The sequence below is a fragment of the Sorangium sp. So ce1036 genome, from assembly GCF_051369805.1.
Lineage (GTDB): Bacteria > Myxococcota_A > Polyangia > Polyangiales > Polyangiaceae > Sorangium > Sorangium cellulosum_F.
Map to the genome: position 1 here is coordinate 5,353,897 of NZ_JBBMOX010000001.1, position 24,465 is coordinate 5,378,361.

Consider the following 24,465-nt stretch of genomic DNA (forward strand, 5'->3'; position numbering starts at 1 on the left):
GGCAGGGGGGTAGGTCGCGGCGACGTCCGAGGCCCGCCGGCGGGGCAGGGGGTAGGTCGAGGCAGGGCGCCGGGTCAGCTCGCCTGGAGCGCCCAGCCCAGCAGCCCGGCCAGCACGATGTAGGCGACCATGGGCGCCGCGGTCCGCCGGATCACCTGGCCCTCCTGGCCGAGGATGCGCGCGACGGCGCACGCCGCGACCACGTTGTGGACACAGACCATGTTGCCCGCGGCGGCGCCCATGCCCTGGAGCGCCAGGATCGCGACCGGATCCTGGCCGGCGTCGACCGCCACGCCGTGCTGGAACAGGGCGAACAGCATGTTGCTGAACGTGGCGCTGCCCGCGATGAAGGAGCCCAGCGCGCCGACCCATGGCGCCACGATCGGCCACACGCCGCCGAGGCTGCGCGCGGCGACGTCCGCGAGCGCGAGCGGCATCGCCGGGAGGTCCTCCGCGTTGACGCCCGAGTGGATGAACAGGCGCACCGTGACCACCGCGGCCACGAGCGGCACCGCGGTCCGGGCCGCGACGCCGCCCGCCTCGACGACGGCCTGCCCGAGCGCGCGGCGGGAGAGGCCGAGCAGCAGCGCGGCCACGAGCGTCGTGACCACGAAGACCGCGCCGGGCGAGTGCAGCGGCTGGAGCGCGGCCGAGATGCCGGTGCCGAAGAGCTCTCCCGGCCCGACGGCGACGCGCTCGAGCGCCGCGCCGAACGGCAGCGCCCGCACGCGCGTGAGGGAGAGCAGCGCCGCCAGGACGACGTAAGGCACGAGCGCGCGGCCCACGCTCGGACCGGGCCGCGCCGGCGCCTCGCGTGAGGGCGGAGGCGCCCCGGGGGGCGCTGTGGCGTCGGCCGGAGCGGGGAGCGCCGCGGCCTCCGCCGCAGCGGGCGGGAAGTCCCAGGTCTGCCCGGGCACGAGCAGCCCGCGCGAGGCCAGGAGCAGCGCGACCAGGAGCCCCGCGGTGGCGCCCACGAGGCTCGGGAACTCGGGGCCGAGGGCCCAGGCGACCGCCGCCGCGGCGGCGGCCTGGCTGAGCCCCGTCGCCAGCGCGAACGGCGCGGCGCGGAGGCCGTCGCGCAGGCCGCTCCGGCCGCCGAAGCCGACGGTGAGCGACAGCACCATCACCACGGGCATGCACGTCCCGAGCGCGAGGTCGTGGAGCGCGATCCGTTGCCCGATGGCGGCGGCGTCCGGAGCGAGCGCCCCCGCGCCGGCGCGCTCCGCGAGCCCGACGAGGCCTTGCCCCATGCCGACGATCATGGGCGTGCCCACGGCGCCGAACGACACGGCCGTGCTGTCGCCGACGAGCGCGACGACCACCGCGGCCAGCGGCGGAAAGCCGAGCCCGACGAGCAGCGGCGCGGTGATGGCCGCCGGCGTGCCGAAGCCCGCGGCCCCCTCGATGAACGAGCCGAAATGCCAGGCGATGAGCACGGCCTGCACCCGGCGATCGCGGCTCACCGCGGCGAGGGCGGTCTGGAGGGCGCCCATCGCGCCGGACGCGTTCATCACGGCGAGCAGGAAGAGGGCGCCGAAGACGATGAGCAGGATGCTGATCGTGATGAACCCCCCCTCGACGACCGCCGCGAGCGCCCGGATCGGCGGGACCCGCCAGGCGAAGAGGGCGATCGCGCCGGCCGCGAGCGCGCACACCGACATGGCGCGCGACGCCTGCCACCGCAGGCCGGCGAGGAGCACGAGGGCGGTGAGGATGGGGATCGAGGCGAGCGCTGCGAGCATGGCTCCGGCGGGAGTCGTCATCGACGCTGATGCGGCGGTCAGCGGGCTCCTCGAATCGCGAATATCCGGAAATGCGCGCCAACGCCAGGCGTTGCGGCGATCCGGCGCGGCCTGGAGAGCCCGCCCATCGCTGGGGGATCGCGGGTGGGCCGCGGCTCTCAGGATCGGAATCGAGGTCTTCCTGGATCACCCGAGCTCGCCGCGGTCAGGGCGAGCCGCGCGAACGTCGCCGCTGGAGGCGCGGGAGAGATGCGCGGGGAGCGGTGGGGAGGGCCCTGCCGGTGAGGGCGAACGGGGCGGGGCAGGCCGGCGTGTCGCGACATGGCCCAGGGCTGGCCGGCGAGGCAGGCGGGCATGTCGCGACATGGCCGGGGGCTGGTTGGCGAGACAGGCGGGCATGTCGCGACATGGCCCAGGGCTGGCCGGCGAGGCAGGCGGGCATGTCGCGACATGGCCGGGGGCTGGTTGGCGAGACAGGCGGGCATGTCGCGACATGGCCCAGGGCTGGCCGGCGAGGCAGGCGGGCATGTCGCGACATGGCCGGGGGCTGGCCGGCGAGGCAGGCGGGCATGTCGCGACATGGCCGGGGCCTGGCCGGCGAGGCAGGTGGGCATGTCGCAACATGGCCGGGGCCTGGCCGGCGAGGCAGGTGGGCATGTCGCGACATCGCGTCGGCGTTCAGCCGCTCTCGATGTCGAGGTCCTCCCACCAGACGGAGAGCTCGATCTCCACGTCCTCGAACGGCTCGGCGCGCACCCGATCCGTCGGGCCGTGGACGCCGAGCTCGAGCCACCTGCCGTCGACGAGGCGGCTGACCGCGAGCGATCTCGCCTCGGCGTCCACGTACCAGAGGTGGCCCACCCCGATCTCGGCGTAGAAGCGCCGCTTGACGATGAGATCGTAGGCGCGCGTCCGGAGGGACAGGATCTCGCAGACCCAGTCGGGCACGACGCGGATCGGCTCCGTCACCGGCAGGCGAGGCAGCCGCTCGCGCCGCCACCCCGCGATGTCCGGCGAGACCTCGGGGGCGCGAGGCAGCTCGATGCCCGGCTCGACGAGGATCCACCACCCCCCTGGGCCGTTGCGCCGCTTCTGAAAGGGGCCGTGGAGGTCGGCGGCGATGCTGGTCTCGAGGCTCCGTCGCCGCTCCTTTCACGCGCACGCGCACGCGGATCACGCGCACGCGCACGCGGACAGCGGACCCTCCCCGCGGGCGCTGCCCCGGCCGGAGGGTGGACGCGCCGTGCGCGCCGGGGACACGGCGTCCCAGGGCGCCGCCCCGGCCGGAGGGCGGACGCGCCGCGCGCGCCGGCGGCGTGCGGGCAAGCTACGCGGATTGCCCGCGGAGCGCCTCGACCGCGCGCCGGATGCCCATGGCCACGTCGGTCCACGCGGCGTCGCGGTCCTGCCAGAGGGTGACCGGCCGCTCGTCCTCCGGGAGCGCCTTGAGCCGGGCGAACGGCGCGCTGCGCCAGTCGGCCTGGCGGAGCAGGACCGGGATGACCTGGGCCTTGCCGGCGTCGTGGCGCTCCAGGGCCCGCTTCATCTCCCGGTCGAAGCAGTAGTCCGAGGCGAGGAAGTCGGCGCTCACGAGGAGCAGGATCACGTCGGCCTCCGCGAGGTGCCTGTCGATCTGCCCCGCCCACGCGTCGCCGGCGGCGATGCGGCGGTCGTGCCAGCCCTCGAGGAGGCCCTCGCGCCGGAGCAGGGCGAGGTGCGTCTCCAGCTCGTCGCGGAGCGCCTCGTCCTGGTGGGCGTAGCTGAAGAAGAGGCGGATGGGCCGGGTCCGCTGGACGCCTCTCTCCGCAGGGGTCGGGGCGGTGCGGTCCGGCGCCGCGGGGATCAGCGGCTCGTCGTCCGGGATGCGCAGGCCGGGGACGATCTCGTCGAGCTCGCCGAGATCGAAGCGGCAGAGGTTCGCGGCGTGCCAGAAGCCCCCGGCGACGTTGCCGCCGAGCTTGTACCGGCCGTCGGGGCGGAAGGCGATCCAGCCCTCGGGAAACACGAGCAGCACGGCGAGGCACGCGCCGGTGCGCACGTCCCAGAAACGAACGGTGCTGTCGAGTGAGCTCGAGAGCATCGTACCGCCATCCGGCATGAAGGCCACGCGCTCGACCCTGGCCGTGTGCCCCTCGAGGACGCGCGCAAGATCGCCTGTCGATGCGCGCCAGAGGCGAACGTCGCCGTCGGCGGAGCCCGACGCGAGCCATGTCCCGTCGGGGCTGAACGTCACGCTCGTCACCTGGCCGGCGTGGCCGCGCAGCGTGCATGGCGCTGCGTCACCGACGAGCGGCCAGAGCCGCACGGTCCTGTCGTAGGACCCGGAGGCGAGCGTCGCGCCGTCGGGGCTGAAGGCCACGCTCCGGACGACATCCTCGTGACGCGCCAGCACGCGAGCCGGCCCTTCGCCCGCCACCTTCCAGAGCCGAACGGTTCGATCGACCGACCCGGAGGCGAGCGTCGCGCCGTCGGGGCTGAAGGCCACGCTCCTCACGTCGTCCTCATGACCTTCCAGCACGCGAAGCAGCTCCGCCGTCCCGGTGCGCCAGAGCCGCACCGTCCTGTCGAAGGAGCCAGACGCGACCTTTCCCCCATCAGGGCTGATGGCGACATCGGTGATATGATGGGAGTGCCCCTTCAGCACGCGCATCGCGTGGTCCGCCTCGAACCGCCAGAGCCGGACGGTGTGGTCGAGCGCAGCGAACGCCAGCGTCGCGCCGTCAGGGCTGAAGGCGAGCGCCGAGAGGGATATCCCGCTCTCCTTCAACGACGTCAGCGCGTTCCCGGTCGACGCCCGGAAGAGCTGAACACCGATGTCCTCGGCGCCGACCGCGAGCGTCGCGCCGTCGTGGCTCAAGGCGATGGAGATGGACACACCCGGGGGGCCCTCCAGCACGCGCAGGGCTCTGCCGGTCGAACCGTGCCAGAGCTGAACCGTCCTGTCCCTCGAGCCCGAGGCGAGCGTGGCGCCGTCAGGGCTGAACGCCACGGTGGTCACGGAGGCGGAATGGCCCTCCAGCACGTGCGACGTGATCCCGGACCGATGCCACAACCGCACCGAGCCATCGCCCGAGCCTGAGGCGAGCGTGGCGCCGTCGGGGCTGAACGCGACGCTCTTCACATGCCGCGTGTGGCCCTGCAGCATGTGCAGCGCCTCGCCCGTCGACGCCTGCCAGAGACCAATGTCGCAATCGATGGAACCGGAGGCCAGCCGCTCGCCGTCAGGGCTGAAGACGACGCTGAGCACGCCGCCCCGGTGGCCGCTCAGCACGCGAAGCACGTCGCCGGTCGCGACCTTCCAGAGGCGGATCGTGGCGTCGTGAGCGCCCGAGGCCAGCACCTCGCCGTCAGGGCTGAACGCCACGGACTTCACGCCTTGCAGGTGCCCCTGGAGCACGCTGCGCTGGCGGAAGTTGGCCATGTCCCAGAGCCGGACCGTGGCGTCGGAGGAGCCGGAAGCCAGCACCTCGCCGTCAGGGCTGAACGTCACGCTGGTCACCTCGCTCGTGTGACCCCTGAGCACGCAGAGCACGTTCCCCGTCGACACGTCCCAGAGGCGGACGGTGTGATCGTCCGAGCCCGACGCGAGGGTGTCGCCGTCAGGGCTGAAGGCGATGCTCGTGATCCAGTCCGCGTGGCCGCCCAGCGTGCGCAGCGTGCTCCCGGTCGCCGCGTCCCACAGCGCGATCGATCGGACGTGGCAGGAGGCGAGCAGGGCGCCGCTGGGGCTGAACGCCACGGCGCTGCACCGGCTGGCCTGCATCCAGCTCGGCGCGAACGTCGCCGCCTCGGGCATCGCCGCGCCGAACGTGTCGCACCGCTCGAAGCGGGCGCCCCGCGCGCCCACGAGCTTCGCGCCGCGCAGCCTCGCCGATGCGAGCTTCGCTCCCGTCAGCTCAGCGCCCAGAAAGCGCGCCCGCGCCGCCGTCGCGCCCCTCAGGTCTGCCCCGCAGAGCGTCGCCCGCGTCAGGTCTGCCCCGTCGAGCAGCGCCCCGGCCATCCGCGCCCCGCGGAGGTCGGCGCCCACGAGCTTCGCCTCCCGCAGGTCAGCGCCCTGCAGATCGCACCCGCTGAGATCCTTCCCGGAGAGGTCCTGCCCGCGCAGGTCCGCCCCCGCGAGGTTCATCCGCTCGCGCACCCCGAGCTCCATCCGCCCGTCGATCCGCAGCGCGTTCGCCGCGGCCACCGCCCCCCACGCGCCGCCGAGCGCCCCGCGCACCCACGCCGCCGCCGCCTCCCGCCCCGCGAGCGCCCCGAAGAAGTCGGCCATCAGGTCGCTCACCTCCCGCTGCGCGAGCGCCGCCGCCTCGCCGGTGCGCTGCACCTCCTCGGCCGCCTCCCGCGCCACGAGCCACTCGAGCACCGACTGGTGGATGAACCGGAAGTTCTCCTGGTCGTCCCACACGAGCAGCGTCCCCGACCCGATCTGGTGCGCCGTCACTCCGGCGTCGAGCTCGTGCCGCCCGAGCGCCTGCAGCGCCGCGATGAGCTCCGCGGAGAGCTCGCGCACGTTGACGCTCTGCTCCGTCCGGTGCCAGAGCCGCGTCGCGAGCTCCGTCACCGCCCGCCACCGCTGCGCCACCGACAGCCCCGGCTGCGCGCCCCGCGGGTGCGCGCGCTCGTACTCCCAGACGAGCCACCGGTCGAGGAGGAGCCTGTACAGCCCCGCCGAGGTGATCTCCCCGTCGCCCGCCTTCGCCTGCCGGAGCTGCGCCTCCTCGATCTCGGCGATGAACCCGAGCATCCGCGGGTTCGCCGACAGGCCGAGCAGGTCCTTCACGTCCGCGAGCAGCCGCAGGCGCGCGTCCGCCGCCTCCTCGCCGCCGAGCCGGTTCACGAGGAACCGCCGGATCTGCGCCCCCGTGAACGGCCGGAGCCGCGCGAGCCGGTAGCCGGGCAGGAGCGCGGCCTTCTCCGCGAGCGCGGTCTTCACCTGCTGCTCCGAGACGAAGTGCTGGCTCCGGCTCGTGACCACCACCTTCGCCGCCTTGCCCTGCGCCGCCTGGAGCAGCGTGTCGAAGTGCTCGACCGCGCGGTCGTACGTGACGCGGAAGGCGAGCTCGTCGAAGCCGTCGAAGAGCAGCGCGATCCGCCCCTCGGCGAGCATGTGCCGGAACGCGGGCAGGTCGATCTTGCCGAGGCCCGCGAGCGCGAGGTGCTGCGCGACGAGCGCGCTCAGGTCGCGCGCCTTCTCGAGCGCGCGCATCTCGATGAGCACCGGCGTCAGCGGGCCGCCCGCCTCGCCCATGCGCCGCGCGAGCTCGTGCAAGAGGAACGTCTTGCCCGTGCCGAAGTCGCCGAGCACCAGCACGAACCGGCCGTGATCCGAGTCGAGCAGCTCGGCGAACGCGTCGAGCGCGCGCTCGTGCAGCGTCTCCTCCTGGCCCACCGTGATCGCGATCCGCTGGTCGACGTAGAGCGCCGGCGGGTAGGTCGGGTCCCGCTCGAGCCGCGCGCTCTGCCACGCGAGGTAGCCGCGGAAATCGATGAGCCCCTGGTACTCCAGGAACCGCACGAGGCGCACGCGCCGCGCGCTCGCGTAGCGCACGAGCGCCTCGGGCGCGGGCTCGCCGCCGTAGACCAGCGTGGACACGAGGCCGGGATCGTCGCGCCGGTACGAGGCGTCGATGCTCTCCAGGAACGCGGAGACCGCCTCCGTCGAGATGCCGCTCTCCAGCGCCGCGAGCGGCGCGATCCGGATGATGCCGCCCTCGTTGACCGCGACGCGCAGGTAGCAGCCGAAGGGGAGGGGGGCGTCGAACCACTCGATCTCGACGCCCTCGGGCTCGCGCAGCCTGCACACGCGCTCGACGCGCGAGAGGAAATCGTCGCTGCGCCCTTCCCCCGGCAGGACGATGTCGTCGCCGCGCGGCCCCGCGTGGACGCCTCCGGCGCGCGCCGGGAGGCGGGGCAGCCTCCGGCCTCGCCCGTCGCGCGGGGGGTGCCCGTCGCGCGGGGGGTGCCCGTCGCGCGCGGCGTGCCCGTCGCGCGCGGGCTCCAGGTGCCGGCGCAGGAACGCGAGCAGGAGCTCCGCCGAGGCGCGGCACGCGAACGCGCGGAAGCCGTCGTCGCGGTCGTGGTCGCCGTGATCCGAGACCGCCTTCGCGATGATCGACCGGCGCCCGAGGCGCCCCGCGACGTGGGCGATCGCGGCCGCCTCCGTCTCGACGCCGAGCACCCTCGGCCCGGCCGGCACGAGCCGCTCGAAGAGCCCGGGGCCCGCGTGCGCCGCCTCGCCCGCGGCGATCGGGCCGATGTGCACGCGGAACGGCCGGGGCGGCGGCGGGCCGTCCGGGTGGAGCAGGCGATCGCGGCGGACCTCCGCGACGCCCGCCTCCGTGAGCTCGAGGCCGCCGTCGCCGATGCGGAGCACCCCCTGGGCCTCCAGCTCGCCGAGGTGCTCGGTCCAGCCCGGGCATCGCCGGGCGCGCTCGGGGTGCGCGGCGGGCGGCGGACCTCCCTCGGCCTGGAAGGCGTGGAGCGCGTGCAGGAGCCAGCGCGCCTGCGACCTCCTCGACGGCGGGCGCTCGCGCGCGAGCGCCGTCGACCGCTCGAACTCCTGCGCGAAGCGCGCGGCGTCCAGGCCCCACGTCCGCTCGAGATCGTACGCCTCGACGACATGGAAGAGCCCGCCCGCGTCGCCCTGCGCGACGCGCTCGCCGGCGCTGTACACGCGGTCCGCGACGACGACGTCGCCGAGCGACACCTCGCCGCGCCGGCCCGCGCAGACGCCGGCGATCGCGAGGCACCCCGGGTCGAGCTGGTCGATGAGCCCCTGCGCCCGCAGCGCCGCCGCGCGCTCGCCCATCCGCCCGGAGCACGCCGCGGCCACGCGGAGCGGCTGGCCGTGCTCGCCCGGGATCTCGCGCAGCCAGTACGGAAAGCCGCCGCGATCCCGCGCCTCGCGCCAGCCGTCCCGGCCGCCGTCGCCGAGCGCGAGCACCGCCTCGAGCTCGGCCTCCAGCGCGGTCACGACCAGCGCGTCGACGCGCCCTGTGACGATGTCCGGCGGCACCGCGCCACTCTATCAAACAAGCAACGAGCGCGCGCCATCGCGCGGGGGTGTACCCCGCTGCCCCCGGAACAGCGCCGGCCCACGTTCAGATGCTGCCGTCGCCTCCACGCACGAGCGTGATGAGCGCCTTCACGATCTCCTGGATCGCCTCCACGCGCTGTCGGATGCAGTCGCGCACGGCGCGATCCGACTGCCACGAAATCCTGTTGAAGATCGCGTCGCGGGCGTTGACGTCCTTCTGGAGCGCCTGCGCCACGAGCGACCGCGTGAGGCCCTTGTCGCAATGCTCGGCAGCCTGGATGACCGTCTCCGTGTTCTCCTTCAGCAGGACCACGTGAAGCCGCTCCGGCGCGCCGCACTTCTCCTTGATGGCGCGCACCACCGCGGCATCCTCCGCGCTCTCGCTGACGCCCTCGTGCTTGAGCTGGTGGCGTATCGCGTCATCGTCGATGAGCGCGAAGACCTGTTGACCCCTGGAGCTCAGCCGGCAGATGTCCCTCCGGCAGCTCCGGAGCAGGTTCTGCACCCCCTTCATCGGCCGGCCGTCGAGCTCTCTTCGGAGCGCGAAGCGGTCCTTGCCGGTGTCGTCGGCCACGCACGCGACGACGAGGTTGTGAAGGCCGAACTCCTTCTCCGGGCCTCGCTGATCCTCGTACAGGATCACCGCGAGCGAGGTCATTCTCCCTCTCGCCGCGTGATGACGGAGGCCGCGTGGCCGGCGCTCCGCACGTCGCCGAGCCCACGGTAGTCCGTGAGCCAGTCCCGCAGGGCCTCCGGGTCCGGGCGGACGAGCCGCGTCGCGCGGCGCTCGTCGAGCTCGCAGAGGACGACCGAACCGGCGGGATCGGACAGGCCGTCGAGCAGCCGGTCGGAGTGCGTCGCGAGCAGCACGGGCCGATCCTTCGCCATGGCCTCGAAGAACCCGAGCACGCGCTGGAGCAGCTCGGGGTGCAGGTGGGTCTCGGGCTCGTCGAAGGCGATGAGGCTCTTCTTCGTGTTGAGCCGGTAGAGGGCCACGAACGCGAGGTACGCGAGCGTGCCGTCCGAGATCGCGAACGAGGGGATCTGCTCGTCGATTCCGGCGTGCTTGAGCCGCAGCGCGATCGAGCCGCCGCCAGGATCGGCGCGCACGTTGATGGATTCGACGTCGGGCCCGAGGCCCAGACGGACGTAGTCCATCGTCTCCCGCCAGTGCGCGTCGGAGAAATCGTTCTTGAGGGCGCTCCACGCGTTGGGGAGGTTGGCGCCGAAGCGCGAGAGCGCCTCCGCCGGCTCGATCGTCGCCGCGCCGCGTAACGGTGAAGGCTGGCCGCGCGAGCGCTGCACCCAGCGCGCCGTGGTGTCAAAGGGAACGTGGACGTCGATCGCGCGAAGCGCGGCCAGCGCTTCACGTATGAGCCAGTGCGGGGGGAACTCGCCGAAGGAAGAGAGCGCCAGTCGCCTGGGATCGATGGTTCTTTCGACGGGTGCAGCTCCTTTCTCATCGATCAGAAAGCTGAACGAGCTGCTCCTGTGGAGCCCTCCCTCGCGCGAGATGATGCCGATACGCTGTTCCGCGACAGCGTCGCTGTCATCGAGCTCGCCGCGGACCCAGTCGAGTCGCTCGCGCAGGATGACTCCGCTCCTGTCGAGCGAGAAGGAGTACTCGAACCTTTCGCAGGAGCCCCCTTCCGGCGCGAGGACCAGTCCGATCTCCAGGTGTTCGGCGCCGGCGCGAAGCAGGCTCCCGACACCGCCGTGGATCTTGTTCAGGTCCTCGGAGAAGCTCTCGCTGGCCGCCCGTTGCAGCAGCGCGCAGGCCTCGATCAGGCTGCTCTTGCCGCTGCCGTTATCCCCGATGAGGACGGTGAGCCCATCCAGCCGGAGCCGCACATCGGCGAGCGAGCGCAGCCCCTCCACGTGAATCTCGGTGATCCGGTTGCCTGGCATGACGAGTGCTCTACCCGCGCTGGACGAGCGCCACCGAGCCCCGCGGTGGCCGGCCCGCAGCTCGTGGTACTCCATGCGTCCGGGAACGGGGTACCTTTTGTAGCAACACCCGTCCGTCCGTCGGCGCCGTACGCGGCGCATCCCGCCGAGGCCTGCGCGCAGCGCCGCGGTCGCCCGGCTGGCTTCGCGGCGAGGCGACTCAGGGCGCCGCGCGCCCTCCGGCGTGCGCCGTGCCGGCTCCCGCCGCGCCACGGCCGCCGCCCGCCTTCGTTTTTTCTTGGACGACCGCCCTCCGCCAGGGCTTTCATCCCGCCCATGGCGAGGCTCGTCGAGGCGCTGAACCGATTCTTCGGCCGGGTCGAGATCCTCGCGCTCGGCCTCGAAAACGAGCGCAGCGCCGCCGAGGCCGCGCTCGCGAAGGGCATGCCGCTCGAGGCCCGCGAGCACGCCCGCTCCATCCTCTCCGTCCTGCCCGACTCCGCCGTCGGGCTCGCGCTCTGGGCCGACGCCGCGGAGGAGGCGTGGATCGACCACGAGGTCGTCGCCGCGCTCTCCGAGCTCGCGCGGCGCGTGCCCTGGCGCGCCGACGTGTGGCTCCGCCTCGGGCGCGCGGGGCAGCGCACCGGCTGGGACGGCGCGCGCGACGCGCTCGAGCGGGCCGCCGCCGCGCCCCTCGAGCGGGCCGCCGCCGCGCCCGAGGAGCGCGACGCGGCGCGGCTCGCGCTGCTCGACCTGTGCGATCTCGACCTCGCCGCGGGCGACCCGGCCCGCGCGCAGCGCTGGCTCGACCGCATCCCGGCGCCGCTCTCGGCGACGCCCGATCGCGACGTCACCCTCCGCCGCGCCGAGTGCGCCCTCGCGCGCGGCGACCTCGAGGGCGCGCGCGCCGCCGCGGATCCCCTGGGCGAGCCCGCCGCGATCGAGGGGCGCGCCGCCCTCGTCCTCGCCCGGCTCACGCTGGCCGAGGCGAGCGCCGCCGCGAGCGCCGCGGCCGCCAGCGCCGCCGCGGGCGCGCTCGGCGCGGCGGCGCTCGCGCCCGCCGACGTGGCGCGGGTGCTCGACCTCGGGCTCCGCGCGCTCGTGCTCGACGTCCCCGGCGCCGACGAGCTCTGCGCCGCGCTCGTCGCCGCCTCCCGCGACGTGCTCGTCGTCGACCGCGTGCGCCGCGTCGTCCGCGCGGCCGGCGCGCTCGACGCGCCGACCTGGGCCGCGGCGTTCGCGTTCGCCGAGGGGCGGCGCGACGACGCGCGGCAGGCGCTCGCGCGCGGGCTCTCCGCCGGCGACCGCGCGGCCGCGGCGGCGCTCCTCCGCATGGCCGTCGAGATGCGCGACCTCGGCGCGCTCGAGGCGCTCGCCGCGCGCGTCGCGCGATCGCCCTCGGGGGGCGCGGCGGCGCCGCTGCTCTCGCCGGACCTCTTCCGGCTGCGCGACGCCGCGGCGCTCGCGGCGGAGGGGCAGGGGGCCGCGGCGCTCGACGCGCTCGACGCCGTGACCGGCGACGGCGCCGCGTGGGCCGACGACCTCCGCCGCTCCATCCTGCGCGGCTGGCTCCCCGAGGAGAGCGGCGCGGCCGGGCCGCGCGCCGCGGCCGCCGCGTGGGGCGACGTGCTGCGCGAGCTCGCGCGCACGGCCAGGCTCCTCGACCGGCTCGACCTGCTCGCCGCGACCGAGGCGCTCGTCGTGGAGCGGGAGCGCCCGCTCCGGGCCGCCGTGGTCGGCGAGTTCAACGCCGGCAAGAGCACGTTCCTGAACGCGCTGCTCGGCGAGGACGTGGCGCCGACCGGCGTCCTGCCGACGACCGCGACGCTCCACTGGGTCGCGTGGGCGCCCGACCCGTTCGCGCGCATCGTCGTGCGCGGCGGCCAGGACCGCGTCGTGCCGCACGCGGCGCTGAAGGACACGCTGCGCGCGCTCGCGGCCGCGGGCGACAGGGTCGCGCGGGTCTTCATCTACGCGCCCATCGAGCGGCTCAAGCGCGTCGAGATCCTCGACACGCCCGGCTTCAACGCGCCGGACCCCGACCACATCGCGGAGGCGCGGCGGGCGTTCGACGAGGCCCACGTCGCCGTCTGGCTGCTCGACGCGCCCCAGGCGATGAAGGAGTCGGAGCGGCGGGTGCTCGCCGAGATCGGCGCGCTCGGCGTGCCGGTGCAGATCCTCGCCAACAAGGCCGACCGGCTCAGGCCCGACGCCCTCGGCGAGGTGCTCGCGCACGTGCGCGACAGCCTCGCGGCGAGCGCGATCACCTCGCTCGCGCCGCCGATCGCCTTCTCGGCGCGGCTGTCGCTCAAGGGGCGGCTCGGCGACGAGGCGGCGCTCGCGGCCTCGGGGTGGGCCGAGGTGGAGGCGCTCTTCGACGAGCAGATCGTCGACGCGAGCGACGCGCTCCGCGAGCGCGCGCTCCGGCGCAAGGCGGGCCGCATCGCGGCCGAGCTCGCCCAGGCCGCGTCGGCGCGCGCCGCCGAGGATCGCGAGGCGGTGCGCCGCGCGCGCGCGGAGGCCGATCGGCGCCGCGAGAGCGCGGCGTACCTGCGCCGCGAGCGGCGGGCGATCGCCGCGGCCATCGACAAGGCGCTGGAGCCGGCGCGACGGGAGCTCGCGGCGGACCTGCGGCCGATCGCGGCGCTGCCCGAGGAGCGGAAGCGGACGGATCCCGGCCTCCGCGCCTACGTGCAGGAGCGGCTCGTGGCGCGGCTGAGCGGGCCGCTGTCGGCCGAGATCGCGCGGGCGGCGCGGGACGGCGTGGGCCCTGGGGGGCGCGGCGCGGAGGGCGCCGGCGAGGACGCGGCGCGGCCCGCCGCCGAGCCGTCGCCGCGGGCGGCGGCCCAGGTGCGCGCGGTGCTGATGGGCATGGTGGCGGTGCACGACGCGCCGGACGAGCTCGCGGCGCGCCCGATCGAGGGCGTGATCGAGGCCGCGATCGACGCCTTCGCCATGGCGCTGTCGGCCGAGGCGGAGGAGCCGGTGCCGCCGCCGGCGTCGGCGGCCGTCGAGCAGCGCGCGCAGGCGCTCCGCGCCGCGTTCGAGGCGCCGCCGGCGCCGGCCGTGGCCTGAGCGCGGCGGGGCGGCGCCGCGGGGATCCGGCGGGCCGGGTCGGCCGCGTCAGCGGCTCAGGAAGAACGCGAGCACCCCGAGCAGGAGCCCGATCACGATCGCCACGGGCACCACGAGCCGGGCGAGCCAGATGTCGGTCGCGCGCGCGGGGGGGCGGCGCGCGGGCCGCCGGACCGGCGCCGGCGCGGCGGCGGTCACGACGACCTCGGGCGCGGGCCGCGGCCGCGCCGCGGCGCGGGGCGCGGCGGGCGCCTCCCTCGCCTCCGGCCCGGGGGCCGGCGCGAGGCCGGGCGCGGCGGGGAGGTGCGGCGCGAGATCCTTCCGGTCGCGGATCACGATGTCGCTCGACGGCGGATCGCTCGGCGGCAGGTTGCCCCGCGCCGGCGAGGGCGCGCGCGCGACCGCGCCCATCCCCGGCGTGGCCAGCGTCTCGGGGCCGAGATCGCTGCCGGACGGCGGCGCTTGCCCCGCCGCGTCCGGGCGGCTCAGCGCCTGCGCCAGCCGCTCGCCCCGCTGCGCGGGCGGCGGCAGATCGACCTCGCGGATCGGCGGCGACGCCAGCATGGAGCTCCGGATCGACACGGGCATCATGGGCGACTCGACGGTCGGCGCGTCCTGCAGCGCGCCCGGCACGCCGACCGGGGACAGCGACTCGGACAGGGTGGGGAGGAGCCGCTCGAGCTCGTCGCGCAGCTCGAGCGCGCTCTGCTGGCGCTGGCTCGGCCACTTCGCGAGCGCGGTCAGGATCGTCGCCTCCAGGCCGGGGTGGAGCTGCGGCACGAACAGGCTCGGCGCGGGCGGCGGCTTCTGGACGTGGTCCAGCGCGACCTCCCACGCGACGGACGTGGGCTGGAAGGGGAGCCGTCCGGTGACGAGCAAGAAGAGCAGGATCCCGCACGCGTACACGTCGCTGCGCCCGTCGATGGCGTCGCCGCGGCACTGCTCCGGGGACATGTACGCGGGCGTGCCGACGACGACGCCCACGGTGGTGACCGAGCCCCAGACGCTGATCGGCGCGCTGTTCGGCCCGTCCTCGCCGCTCCGGGGGCCGCCCTCCACCATCTTCGCGATCCCGAAGTCGAGCACCTTCACGCGCTCGACCGAGGGCTCGGCCGGATCCCGCAGGATCATCACGTTCTCGGGCTTGAGGTCGCGGTGCACGATGCCCCGCTTGTGCGCGGCGATGAGGGCCTCGGTGATGCCGATCATGATCCGCGCGGCGCGGGCCTCGGAGAGGCGCTGCTCGGCGAGCAGGAGGTCGAACAGGTCCTGCCCCGAGATGAGCTCCATCACGATGTACGGGAGGTGCCCGTCCACGCCGGAGTCGACGATGTGCACCGTGTTCGGGTGGTGGAGGCGCGCCGCCGCCTTCGCCTCGCGGTGGAAGCGCGTCACGAACGTCGCGTCGCCGAGGAGCTGCGGGTGCATGATCTTGATGGCGACGTCGCGCGGCTCCGCGTCCTGCTCGCCGCGGTAGACCGCCGCCATCGCGCCCTCGCCGATGAAGCCCGTGATGCGGAAGCGGCCTGCGATGGTCTGGCCGATGAGTTGCGGGCCCGCGCTCATGACCGAGACTTCAGCATAGAGTCCTCTCGAAGAGCTACCCCGGCCTTCGGGATCTACGGCTTCGCCGCAGCGGGCCGGGGATCGGCTCGGGTCCCGAGGAGCGCCTCCAGGATCGGCCGCGACCCCTGCACCGCGGTGCGCTGCGCGTAGAGGTGCAGCCCGCGCAGCCCCCCGAGCTCCTCGCCGCCGCCGGCGCGGCCGGGGCCGCCGTGGATCGTCTGCGGCAGCACGGTGCCGGGGCCGGGCGCCTGATCGGCGATCCGCTCGCTGCCGAGCAGGACGCGGCCGTGGTACGGCGCCGCGCCGAGGAGCACCTCCGCCGCGAAGCCGCGGTCGTCGCTGTAAACGGAGCAGACGAGGCTCCCGCGGCCCCGCCGCAGCAGCGCGACGGCGTGCCTCGCCCCCGCGTCATAGGGGAAGAGCGTCGCGACCGGGCCGAAGACCTCGTGCTCGTGCGCCGCGGGCGCGCCGTCGGGGTCCGCGGCCACGAGCAGCGTCGGCGGCACGAAGTACCCCTTTCCCTCGGGCGCGCCGATCTTCTCGAACGGCCCGGTGCCCCCGATGGCCACCGTCGCGCCCGCCGCGATGCGCTCGATCCCCGCGCGCACGCCGCGGAGCTGCTCGGCGGTGGTGAGCGGACCGACCGTGACGCCGTCCTGCGCCGGGTCGCCGACCCGCGCGTCGCGGAGGCGCTCGACCAGATCGCCCTGCACCGTGGCGAGGACCGCCGCGGGCACGAAGATGCGCCGGATGGCCGTGCACTTCTGCCCGCCCTTCTGCGTCATGTCGCGCACGACGTCGCGGAGGAACATCGCGTACGTCTCGGAGCCGGGCGCGACGTCCGGGCCCAGGACCGCGCCGTTCAGGCTGTCGGCCTCCACGTTGATGCGGACGCTCTCCCGCGCGAGGTTCGGCACGAGCCGGAGGGTCGCGCCCGTGGCGCTCGAGCCGGTGAAGGCGACGACGTCCTCGCCGCCGAGGTGCGAGAGGAGATCGCCCGGCGGGCCGGCGAGGAAGGAGAGCGCGCCGCGCGGCAGCGGGGCGCGCTCGGTGAAGATCTTCATCAGCCGGAACGCGACGAGCGCGGTGCTCGTCGCGGGCTTCGTGATCACGGGCATGCCCGCGAGGAGCGCGCACGCGGCCTTCTCCGCGAGCCCCCACGCGGGGAAGTTGAAGGCGTTGATGTGCACCGCGACGCCCGGGCGCGGCACGAGGACGTGCTGGCCGAAGAAGCGGGGCGATCGCCCGAGCTGCACGCCGTCGCCGTCGGCGAGCAGCCGCGCGTCGCCGAGCTGGGCCCCGAGGTCGGCGTAGTAGGCGAGCGTGCCGATCGCGCCGTCGACGTCGAACTTGGCGTCGCCGCGGGTGTTGCCGCCGTTGCGGACGGCGACCTCGAGGAGCGCGTCGCGCTGCGCGTGCGCGGCGCGCGACATGGCGCGGAGCAGCTCGCCGCGCTCGGCGAACGTGAGCGCCCGGAGCGAAGGCCCGCCCTCCGCGCGCGCGAAGGCGACCGCGGCCGCGAGATCGATCCCCTCCGTGCTCGTCTCGGCGAGCGGCTCCTCCGTCGCGGGGTTGACCAGCACGTGCGCCGGCCCCCGGCCGGGCGTCCACTCTCCCGCGACGTAGCTCTCGAGCCGCTCCATCGGCCGCGTAGCCTACCCTGGCAGCCGCGCCAGACAACCCCGGCGTGCACCGCCCCCCGCCCGCGCCTACCTGCACGAGGCGGACGCGAGCAGCGCCGCGATCTTCGCCTTCACCACGTCGAACTCCCGCAGCGCGAGCTCGAGCTCGGCCTCGCGCTGCCTGCGGCCGGACTCGACCAGATCGAAGCTCGTCACGGTGCCGGCCTCGAACGCCACCTGGGTGAGGCGCGCGGTCTCGCGCGCGAGATCGCGCGCCTGCTCGGCGACCGCGCGCGCCTGCTCGGCGACGGCGACCGCGCGCGCGGCCTGCGTGATCTCGAGCTCGGCCGCGCGCTCGACCACGCCGATCCGCGCCCGCTGCTGCTCGATCGCGGCCCGGTTCACCCGGAGGTCGCCGTAACGCGCGCCGCCGTCCCAGATGGGGACGGTGAGCACGGCGCTGATCGACCACCCCCAGGAGCGGCTCCGGACCTGGGTGTCGTCCCCGAGCGACGTCTGGCCCTCGAGCGAGCTCGAGAGCTCGGCGTAGGGGGCGAACGCGAGCTTCGTGTCCGTCAGGTTGCGCTCCGCGATCTCCAGCTCGGCGCGGGCGGCGCGGACGTCGGCGCGCTGGTCCGAGCGCCCGCCGGTGCACCGCGACCGCATCTCCGCCGCGATCCCGTTCAGCGAGAAGGTCTGCGGGACGCCGACCTCGCCGCGCAGGCCGAGCGCGGCCCCGAGCGCCTCGCGCGCCTTGCGCAGCCCCTCGTCGCCGGCGACGAGCGCCGCGCGGGCGAGCGCGACGTCCTGCTCGGCGCGGACCACGTCGAGCTTGGTGCCGGTGCCGAGGCGCTCGCGCCGCCGCGTCAGCTCGAGCAGCTCGAGCGCGCTGCGCAGGCCGACCCGGCGGACCTCGCTGGCCCGCTCGGCGGTCACGATCGAGACGACGGCGTCCGCGACCGCGCCGAGCACGACGCGGCGGCGGTCCTCGAGGCTGAGCCTGGCGACCTCGACGGAGAGCTCGGCGGTGCCGATGCCGTACCAGGCGCGCGGGGCGAGGATGGGCTGGCGGAGCGTGAGCGAGCCCGACAGGGTCGTCGGCGCTCGCTCGACGTCCGCGCCCCCCGCGGCGCCCGGTCCCGTCGGGGTCCCGGCGGGCCACCTCGTGGCCTCGTCGCCCGCCAGCTGATGGCTCACGCGGCCGGTCGCGTCGAGGCTCGGCAGCGCCGCGGCGAGCGCCCGCCGCGCGAGCCCCTCGGCGCGGGCGACCTCGTGCACCGCGATGACCAGGTCGGCGGAGCGCTGATCGATGATCGCGCGCGCCTCGTCCCAGCTCGCGAGCATGCGCGGCGCCGGCGGGACCGGCGCGAGCGCCGGGTCGTCCACCGCGATGCGCTGCGGCGCCGGCGTCGCCGGCGGGGGCTGCGCCGGCGAGGGCTGCGTCTGGGGAGGAGCAGGCTGGGCGAGCGCGACCCCCTGGAGCAGGGCAAGCAAGGCGAGGGGACAGGCAGCGAGCATGCGGGACCGGCGGCGGAGCATGCGCGACTCGATGCGCTGTCCAGCGCGCGACGACAAGCCCGAAGCGGCCGGGGCGCGATCCCGCGCCTGCGCGCCTGTGCGAGACCGTGGGCGGGGCGTCGGCGCGGCCGGCCAGATCGTGTCAACGGGGCGCGGATGCGGCACTATGCATCGGACCCGATGCCCAGCGGATCGCCCCCGAACGACATCTGCCTCGGCTGCGGTGAGAGGCGGCGCCGCGGCGCCGCTGGCCCCTGCGCGCGCTGCGGCGAGCCGCCGATCCGCGCCGTCTGGCGGCGACGCGAGCGGCGCGGCGGGGCGCCGAGGATCGAGCTGTTCCTCTGCGCGATCACGAGCGGCCTCCTGCTCTCGTACACGGCGCTCTACGCGCTGCTCCTGGCGGGGCTCGCCGAGTCGGCCGGCGGCTCGCTCGCGGCGGCGGCGATGCTCGTCGTGTTCCTCTCGGCCGGCCTCAGGCTCTCGCGGTGGATCGTGCGCTCGCTGTGCGAGCTCTGGGGCACCACGTGGGCTTACCGCTCCGCCGACGGCGCGCGCTGGGGCACGGTGAGCACGCTCTTCGGCTGGTACGGCGCCGGCGAGGGCGTGAGCCTGAGGGAGCTCCACCCGACGAGGGCGGGCTCGACGCTCCTCTCTGCCTCGGACGCGATCGAGGCGGGGCTCCCCGTCGTGGCCGCGAACCTCTCGCGCCTCGCCGGCGCGGAGGGCGGCCGCGCGTTCACGCCGTTCGAGGTGCTGATGCTCAGCGCCTTCACCGGCCTCGTCGCGCGCGGCGAGGCGACCATCAGCAGGGCCACGGCGGTCCGCTGGCGCAAGGGCTGGCTCGGCGGCGCGCGGCGGCGCGCGCCGCACACGATCTTCACGATCGAGCGCGTCGGCGATCGCGAGGAGGGCAGCGCGCTCGAGCGCGAGATCCTCGCCGCGCTGCAGGCGAAGGCCGACGGCCTCGCGCCCGCCGCGGAGCCGGCGCGGCCTTCGGGCTACCGCGAGGCCGCCCCCCGGCCGCCGCCGGTGCGGCTCTGCCTCGACGAGGTGCTGCGCCCGCGGGCGATCGCGCTCGCGATCGAGGCGCTCCGGAAGCTGCCGTACGGCGGCGCGCCGGTCGCGGTCGCCGCGGCGCTCGACGAGTTCGGGCGGCGCGATCCCGCCCGGATGACGCACCTCCGCGCGCTCCTCTCCGAGCACCGCCGCCGCGCGTTCCCCGCGTGACCCTCCGCGTCTCGCACAAGCGCCGCAGAGCGGCCGCCGCTCTAATGCCAGATGCCGATGCCGGCGCTCACGCTGTCGTAGCGAGGGGCGAAGTCCATGGACGCCTGCAGCGTGAAGGCGGTCTCGGGGATGAGCCCCCAGAGCGACGTCGACAGCACGCGGACGTCCGCTCCGAACGTGAAGTGCTGCCGCCCCACGTGCCCGCGGCGGTTCGGCTCGTAGTAGCTGCCGAACCGCGTGTGCACGCGGCCGGGGATGGGCTCCGTCTCGATGCCGAACCGCGGCGAGAAGCTCACGTGCGCGCCCGAGGTCCCCACCACGGAGGCGCTGCCCGGCTGGTTCTGCGCCAGGAATCGCGTGAGGCTCACCCCGCTCGAGACGTCCCCCGTGACGAGGAGCTCCGCGGTGATGAGCAGGTGCTCGCGCGGCCAGTTCCAGTAGCGGGCGCGCCGCTCTCGCTTGAGCACGGCCGGCCCCGCGGCGAGCTCGCGCGCGTCCGCCGCGTCCTCGCGCGCCCGCTCCTGCGCGAAGGCGCGCGCGCGCGCGGCGCGCTCCTCCGGGTCGTCGATGCCCCGGAGCTCGGCCGCCCTCCGCGCCTCCCGCGCCGCCCGCCTGCGCGCGATGGCCTGGCGGAGCTCGCGCTCCTGCGCGCGCGGATCGATCCACGCCGGGTTGAGCGGGCGCGGGCCGACCTGCACGGCGAGCCCGACCTCGAGCTCCCAGGGCAGGACCACCTCGTTCGGCAGGACCAGCCCGCCGCCATGCCGGACGCCGCGCTCGTCGCGCGTCACGCCCGCGCCGAGCAGCCGCCCCCCGTTGACCGGCCACCGGAACGTGGCGCCGAGCCGGTACGATGCCCAGTCGGGGCGGACGAGCACGCCGAGCTCCGGGGCGACGCCGGCGATCGTCAGGTTGGTCTCCTCGGCGCCGAGGCCGAGCGTCACCGCGCGGGCGCCCGCGCCCACCACGAGCGCGTCGCCGAGCAGGCGGATCCCGCCGAGGAAGTGGTACTTGCCGATCACGACCGTGGTCGTGGCGCCGTCCGCGTCCGTGAGCCGGTAGCGCTGCAGCTCGGCATTGACGCCGACGCCGACATCGCCCGCCTGGAGCTGGCCGCCGAGCGTCAGGTAGACGAAGTTCGAGTAGTCGAGGTCGATGTCGCCGCTGTTGTCGAAGTCGTTGTTCTCGAAGAGCTCGATGGGGATCGAGATCGAGGCGGCGACGTCGGCCTCCAGCCAGCTCGTGCTGAAGGGCTCGCGGAGCGCGGGGGCCGCGGCGTTGGCGACCATGCCGGCGATCCCTTCGGCGTAGGCGGCGTAGGCGCCGGCGATCCCGGTGACGCGCAGCGGCGCCAGGATCGGCCCCTGAAAGAGGTCGATCGCGTAGCTGTTGTCCCTGAGCGGCTGGGCCGACGCGGCCTCCGGCAGGGCCAGCGCGGCGAGCGAGAGCGCGCAGAGCGCCGCGACGGCGCGGCGGGCGGCGGTCTTCTCGGTCACGTCGCGCAGCTCCGGTCCAACAGCATCTCGTCGCGCCCGCGACGAGGTGATAGCACTGGCCCGCACGGAGCGGACCGCGGAAGCGGATCCCCGCTCCCCCCGCGGCGGCCGGGCCCCGCCTCACGACAGGAAAGGAGGGGCCTGCCCGCCGCGCCTCGACCCCTCGACGAACCCCCATTGCCCACGCCCAAGGACTCGCCGCTTCCATGCCCGCCCAAGCCCCCGCGCCCCTCGTTCCTGCCTCGGCCTCGCCAGGGACCGACGCGGGAGCGCCCCGCGGGGGGCGGCGCCCCGGTGGGCCTCGCGCCCTCGGCCGGCGCATCGCCCAGGTCGCCTACTTCGGCGTCGCCGCGCTCATCATCGTCGCGAGCACCCTCCAGATCATCCAGCAGGTCTTCTTCCTGCCCACCGTGCCGTCGCCCTACGGGAGCTGCCGGGAGGGCCTGCTGGCGCTCGTCCGGGCCGTCGAGCGGGCCAGGGAAGCCGCCCCGGGGACCGACGGTGAGGACGCCGCCCTCGCCCGGTTCCGGAGCGGGCTCGCGCCGGAGTGGACCTACCGGGACGGAGTCGCCGCCACGTGCCGGGGCTCCGAGGAGGACAAGCGCGCTCTCGACGCCATCGAGCGGCTCCGCTATGCGGAGGAGCACGCAGCGCGGCGCGAGGCGGGCGATCTGGCTCCGCTCCGGCGCAGGGTCCGGGCGATTGTCGATGGCCAGCTTGGGCCCGTGTCCCCGAGATAATACCCCGACGCGGCGATCACGCAGGACGATATGACCGATATGACCGTTCCTTCTCCCCCTGCCCCATCGGCGGGCGAAGCGCAGACCGGAGAAAAGCTCCAGCCGCCGCCGACCTTCGACGTGCTGCCCCTGTCGGCCGAGCTGCGCGAGACGCTCGCGGAGATCGGCTATGTCCACCCGACCCCGGTCCAGCTCGCCGTCTGGGAGCCGGTCACGCGCGGACGCGACGCCGTGGTGCAGGCGCGCACCGGCACCGGAAAGACGGCGGCGTTCGGGATCCCGATCGTCGATCACGCCGTCAAGCGGTCGCAGGCGCAGGCGCAGGTGCTCGCGCTCTGCCCGACGCGCGAGCTCGCGCTCCAGGTCTCCGCGGAGGTCGAGCGGCTCGGCAAGCGCAAGGGCGTCAAGGTGGTCGCCGTGTACGGCGGCGCGCCGATGCAGCGGCAGATCGACGCGCTCGCCGCGGGCGCGCAGGTCATCGTCGGCACGCCCGGCCGCGTGCTCGATCACCTGCGCCGCGGGACGATCGTCGCCAAGCACATCCGGCTGCTCGTGCTCGACGAGTGCGACGAGATGCTCTCGATGGGCTTCGAGCGCGAGCTCACCGCGATCCTCGCCGAGCTGCCGCCCGAGCGGCAGACGCTCCTGTTCTCGGCGACGCTCCCGCCCGACATCGAGCGCATCGCGCGCAGCAAGCTGCGCTCGCCCGAGTTCATCACGCTCTCGGGCGACGCGGTCGGCGCCCTCCAGATCCAGCACTACGTCTACCTCGTCACGGGCGACAAGCCGACGGCGCTGATCCGCATCCTCGAGGTGGAGAACCCGGAGAACGCGGTCGTCTTCTGCAACACGAAGGACGAGACGGAGACGGTCGCCGCGACGCTGAGGCGACAGGGCTACGACGCCGACTGGCTGAACGGCGATCTGCCGCAGTCCGACCGCGAGAAGGTGATGAGCGCGACGCGCGAGGGGCGCCTGCGCTTCCTCGTCGCCACCGACGTGGCCGCCCGCGGGATCGACATCTCGCACCTCACGCACGTCATCAACTACGACTTCCCGCAGGACGCCGAGGCCTACGTGCACCGCACCGGCCGCACCGGCCGCGCGGGGCGCACCGGCACGGCGATCTCGCTGATCACGCCGCAGGACGTCGGGCCGCTCTACATCCTGCGGCTGACGTACAAGATCCGGCCGCTCGAGAAGCAGATCCCCACGGAGGGGGAGCTCAAGACGCGCGCCGAGGCCGACCTCGTCGCGATGCTCGCCGAGGCGTTCCTGCCGAAGGGCACGCACCCGGACGATCTCTCGCTCGCGCGCCGGCTGCTCACGCACGACCAGGCCGAGGCGATCGTCGCGGGCCTCTTGCGCGATCACCTCGGCGCGCGGCCGACGGCGCAGGAGGAGGCGAGCGCCGCGCGGCGCGCGCAGCAGCCGCAGCGCGCGGCGGCGGCCCCCTCGACCAAGCCCGAGCCCGCGGTGCGCGGCGGGCGGGGAGGCGAGGGGAGGGGAAGCGAGCGGAGGGAAGGCGAGCGCCGGGAGCGGGAGGCGACGGCGCGCGCGCCCGAAGCCGCCGAGCCCCGCTCGCCGGAGACCGAGCGCAGCAGCGAGCGCGAGCCCGCGCGCGAGGGCGAGGGCGAGCGCGAGCCCGCGCGCGAGGCTGAGCGCGACCGCGCGCGCGATCGCGACCGTCGATCGCTGCGCCTCCGGCGCGACGAGGCGCGGCGGGGGCCGCGCGGCGGCGACGCGCTCGCGACCGACGAGCCGCGCCGGCACGCCGAGGGGTCGAGGCCGCGCGACGAGGCGCCGGTCTCGGTCGAGCCGCTGACGCGGCCCGAGCCGCTGATGCGGATCGAGCCGCCGCGGGGCGATGTGGCCCGCGGCCCCGGGGAGCGCCTGCGCGATCGGCCCGGCGCCGCGTCGTTGCTGTCCGCGCGCCGCGGCTCTGCGATCGCCGGTCCCCCGGGCGCGTCGGGCAGGCCTCACGGCGGCGCGTCCAGCCAGCCGTTCTCGCGGCACGCCGACTTCACGATGTGGCAGCCGCCGGAGGAAGAGGGCGACGACGAGCCGATCCTGGGCGAGCCGCCCTCGCCGCCGCCCGGCCCGTCCGCGGCGCGCGGCGGCGCCGCGGCCTCGCTCGCGGGCGAGCCCGGTGGCGACGTCGAGAGCGGCGAGCCCGGCGAGACGCCGCGCGCCGAGCTGCCTCGCGAGGAGGTGGACGGCGAGTTCGTCGAGGTCTTCATCAACCTCGGGCGCCGCGACGGCGCGCGCGCTGCGGACTTCCAGCGCGCCCTCGTGGAGCGCGCCGGGATGGCCAAGGGCGACATCCGGCGCATCCGGGTGCGCGAGCGCAACGCGTTCGTCAGCGTCCCGAAGGCCGAGCTCGCGCGGGTCGTGGCGGCGCTGAACGGCGCGACCATCGCGGGCAAAGAGGCGCACGCAGAGCAGGCTCGTGAGCGCACGTCAAGCGCCGAAGAGGTGGCAGAGGACGCCTGATCGCTCGGGGCGCCGCGCGGCCTGGTCGCGCGGCCCGGCGCCTCGCCCGCCCGCGAGGTGCGG

Annotated in this window: 13 protein-coding genes; 4 read left to right on the forward strand and 9 right to left on the reverse strand. The window is 75.4% G+C overall.

The features are described 5' to 3' along the window. Positions 1 to 74: 74 nt before the first annotated feature. The 5 genes from WMF31_RS20280 to WMF31_RS20300 all read right to left on the reverse strand — a co-directional run bounded on the left by WMF31_RS20280 (position 75) and on the right by WMF31_RS20300 (position 10,686). Positions 75 to 1,742, reverse strand: a complete 1,668-nt coding sequence (locus WMF31_RS20280) for an L-lactate permease (RefSeq protein WP_436603534.1) — start codon at positions 1,740 to 1,742, stop codon at positions 75 to 77. Positions 1,743 to 2,420: 678 nt separating this feature from the next. Next, positions 2,421 to 2,864: a Uma2 family endonuclease gene (locus WMF31_RS20285; protein ID WP_275938778.1), complete on the reverse strand. Its 444-nt coding sequence runs from the start codon at positions 2,862 to 2,864 to the stop codon at positions 2,421 to 2,423. 205 nt (positions 2,865 to 3,069) lie between these two features. Further along, positions 3,070 to 8,757 (reverse strand): pentapeptide repeat-containing protein, encoded by a 5,688-nt coding sequence (locus WMF31_RS20290; protein ID WP_436603535.1) that lies wholly within the window; start codon positions 8,755 to 8,757, stop codon positions 3,070 to 3,072. Between the two features lie 85 nt (positions 8,758 to 8,842). Then, on the reverse strand, positions 8,843 to 9,436 hold the full coding sequence (locus WMF31_RS20295) for a hypothetical protein (RefSeq protein ID WP_436603536.1): 594 nt from the start codon (positions 9,434 to 9,436) through the stop codon (positions 8,843 to 8,845). After that, the gene (locus tag WMF31_RS20300; RefSeq protein ID WP_436603537.1) at positions 9,433 to 10,686 is read right to left on the reverse strand and encodes an AAA family ATPase; all 1,254 of its coding nucleotides are present in this window, start codon (positions 10,684 to 10,686) and stop codon (positions 9,433 to 9,435) included. Before WMF31_RS20300 ends, WMF31_RS20295 begins: the two co-directional genes overlap by 4 nt. Positions 10,687 to 11,001: 315 nt before the next feature. Between WMF31_RS20300 and WMF31_RS20305 the strand changes: the two genes are divergently transcribed. Further along, a complete protein-coding gene (locus WMF31_RS20305) occupies positions 11,002 to 13,740 on the forward strand; it encodes a dynamin family protein (protein WP_436603538.1) in 2,739 nt (912 codons plus the stop codon). Between the two features lie 48 nt (positions 13,741 to 13,788). Here WMF31_RS20305 and WMF31_RS20310 read toward each other — a convergent pair whose 3' ends face one another. The 3 genes from WMF31_RS20310 to WMF31_RS20320 form a co-directional block, all read right to left on the reverse strand. Next, a complete protein-coding gene (locus tag WMF31_RS20310; RefSeq protein ID WP_436603539.1) occupies positions 13,789 to 15,306 on the reverse strand; it encodes a protein kinase domain-containing protein in 1,518 nt (505 codons plus the stop codon). A gap of 53 nt (positions 15,307 to 15,359) precedes the next feature. Continuing rightward, positions 15,360 to 16,949 (reverse strand): 3,4-dehydroadipyl-CoA semialdehyde dehydrogenase, encoded by a 1,590-nt coding sequence (locus WMF31_RS20315; RefSeq protein ID WP_436603540.1) that lies wholly within the window; start codon positions 16,947 to 16,949, stop codon positions 15,360 to 15,362. A 66-nt stretch (positions 16,950 to 17,015) separates the two neighbouring features. After that, positions 17,016 to 18,422, reverse strand: coding sequence for a TolC family protein (locus WMF31_RS20320; RefSeq protein ID WP_436603541.1), 1,407 nt, complete (start codon positions 18,420 to 18,422; stop codon positions 17,016 to 17,018). Between the two features lie 204 nt (positions 18,423 to 18,626). Here WMF31_RS20320 and WMF31_RS20325 point away from each other — a divergent pair, with 204 nt between their 5' ends. Further along, a complete protein-coding gene (locus WMF31_RS20325) occupies positions 18,627 to 19,673 on the forward strand; it encodes a hypothetical protein (RefSeq protein ID WP_436603542.1) in 1,047 nt (348 codons plus the stop codon). A 41-nt stretch (positions 19,674 to 19,714) separates the two neighbouring features. On the opposite strand, the gene WMF31_RS20330 is transcribed toward WMF31_RS20325, so the two are convergent. After that, complete coding sequence (locus tag WMF31_RS20330) at positions 19,715 to 21,169, reverse strand: hypothetical protein (RefSeq protein ID WP_436603543.1); 1,455 nt, start codon at positions 21,167 to 21,169, stop codon at positions 19,715 to 19,717. A 206-nt stretch (positions 21,170 to 21,375) separates the two neighbouring features. On the opposite strand from WMF31_RS20330, the gene WMF31_RS20335 reads away from it, so the two are divergent. Beyond that, positions 21,376 to 21,909, forward strand: coding sequence for a hypothetical protein (locus tag WMF31_RS20335; RefSeq protein ID WP_436603544.1), 534 nt, complete (start codon positions 21,376 to 21,378; stop codon positions 21,907 to 21,909). A gap of 39 nt (positions 21,910 to 21,948) precedes the next feature. Next, a complete protein-coding gene (locus tag WMF31_RS20340; RefSeq protein WP_436603545.1) occupies positions 21,949 to 24,402 on the forward strand; it encodes a DEAD/DEAH box helicase in 2,454 nt (817 codons plus the stop codon). Positions 24,403 to 24,465: the final 63 nt, after the last annotated feature.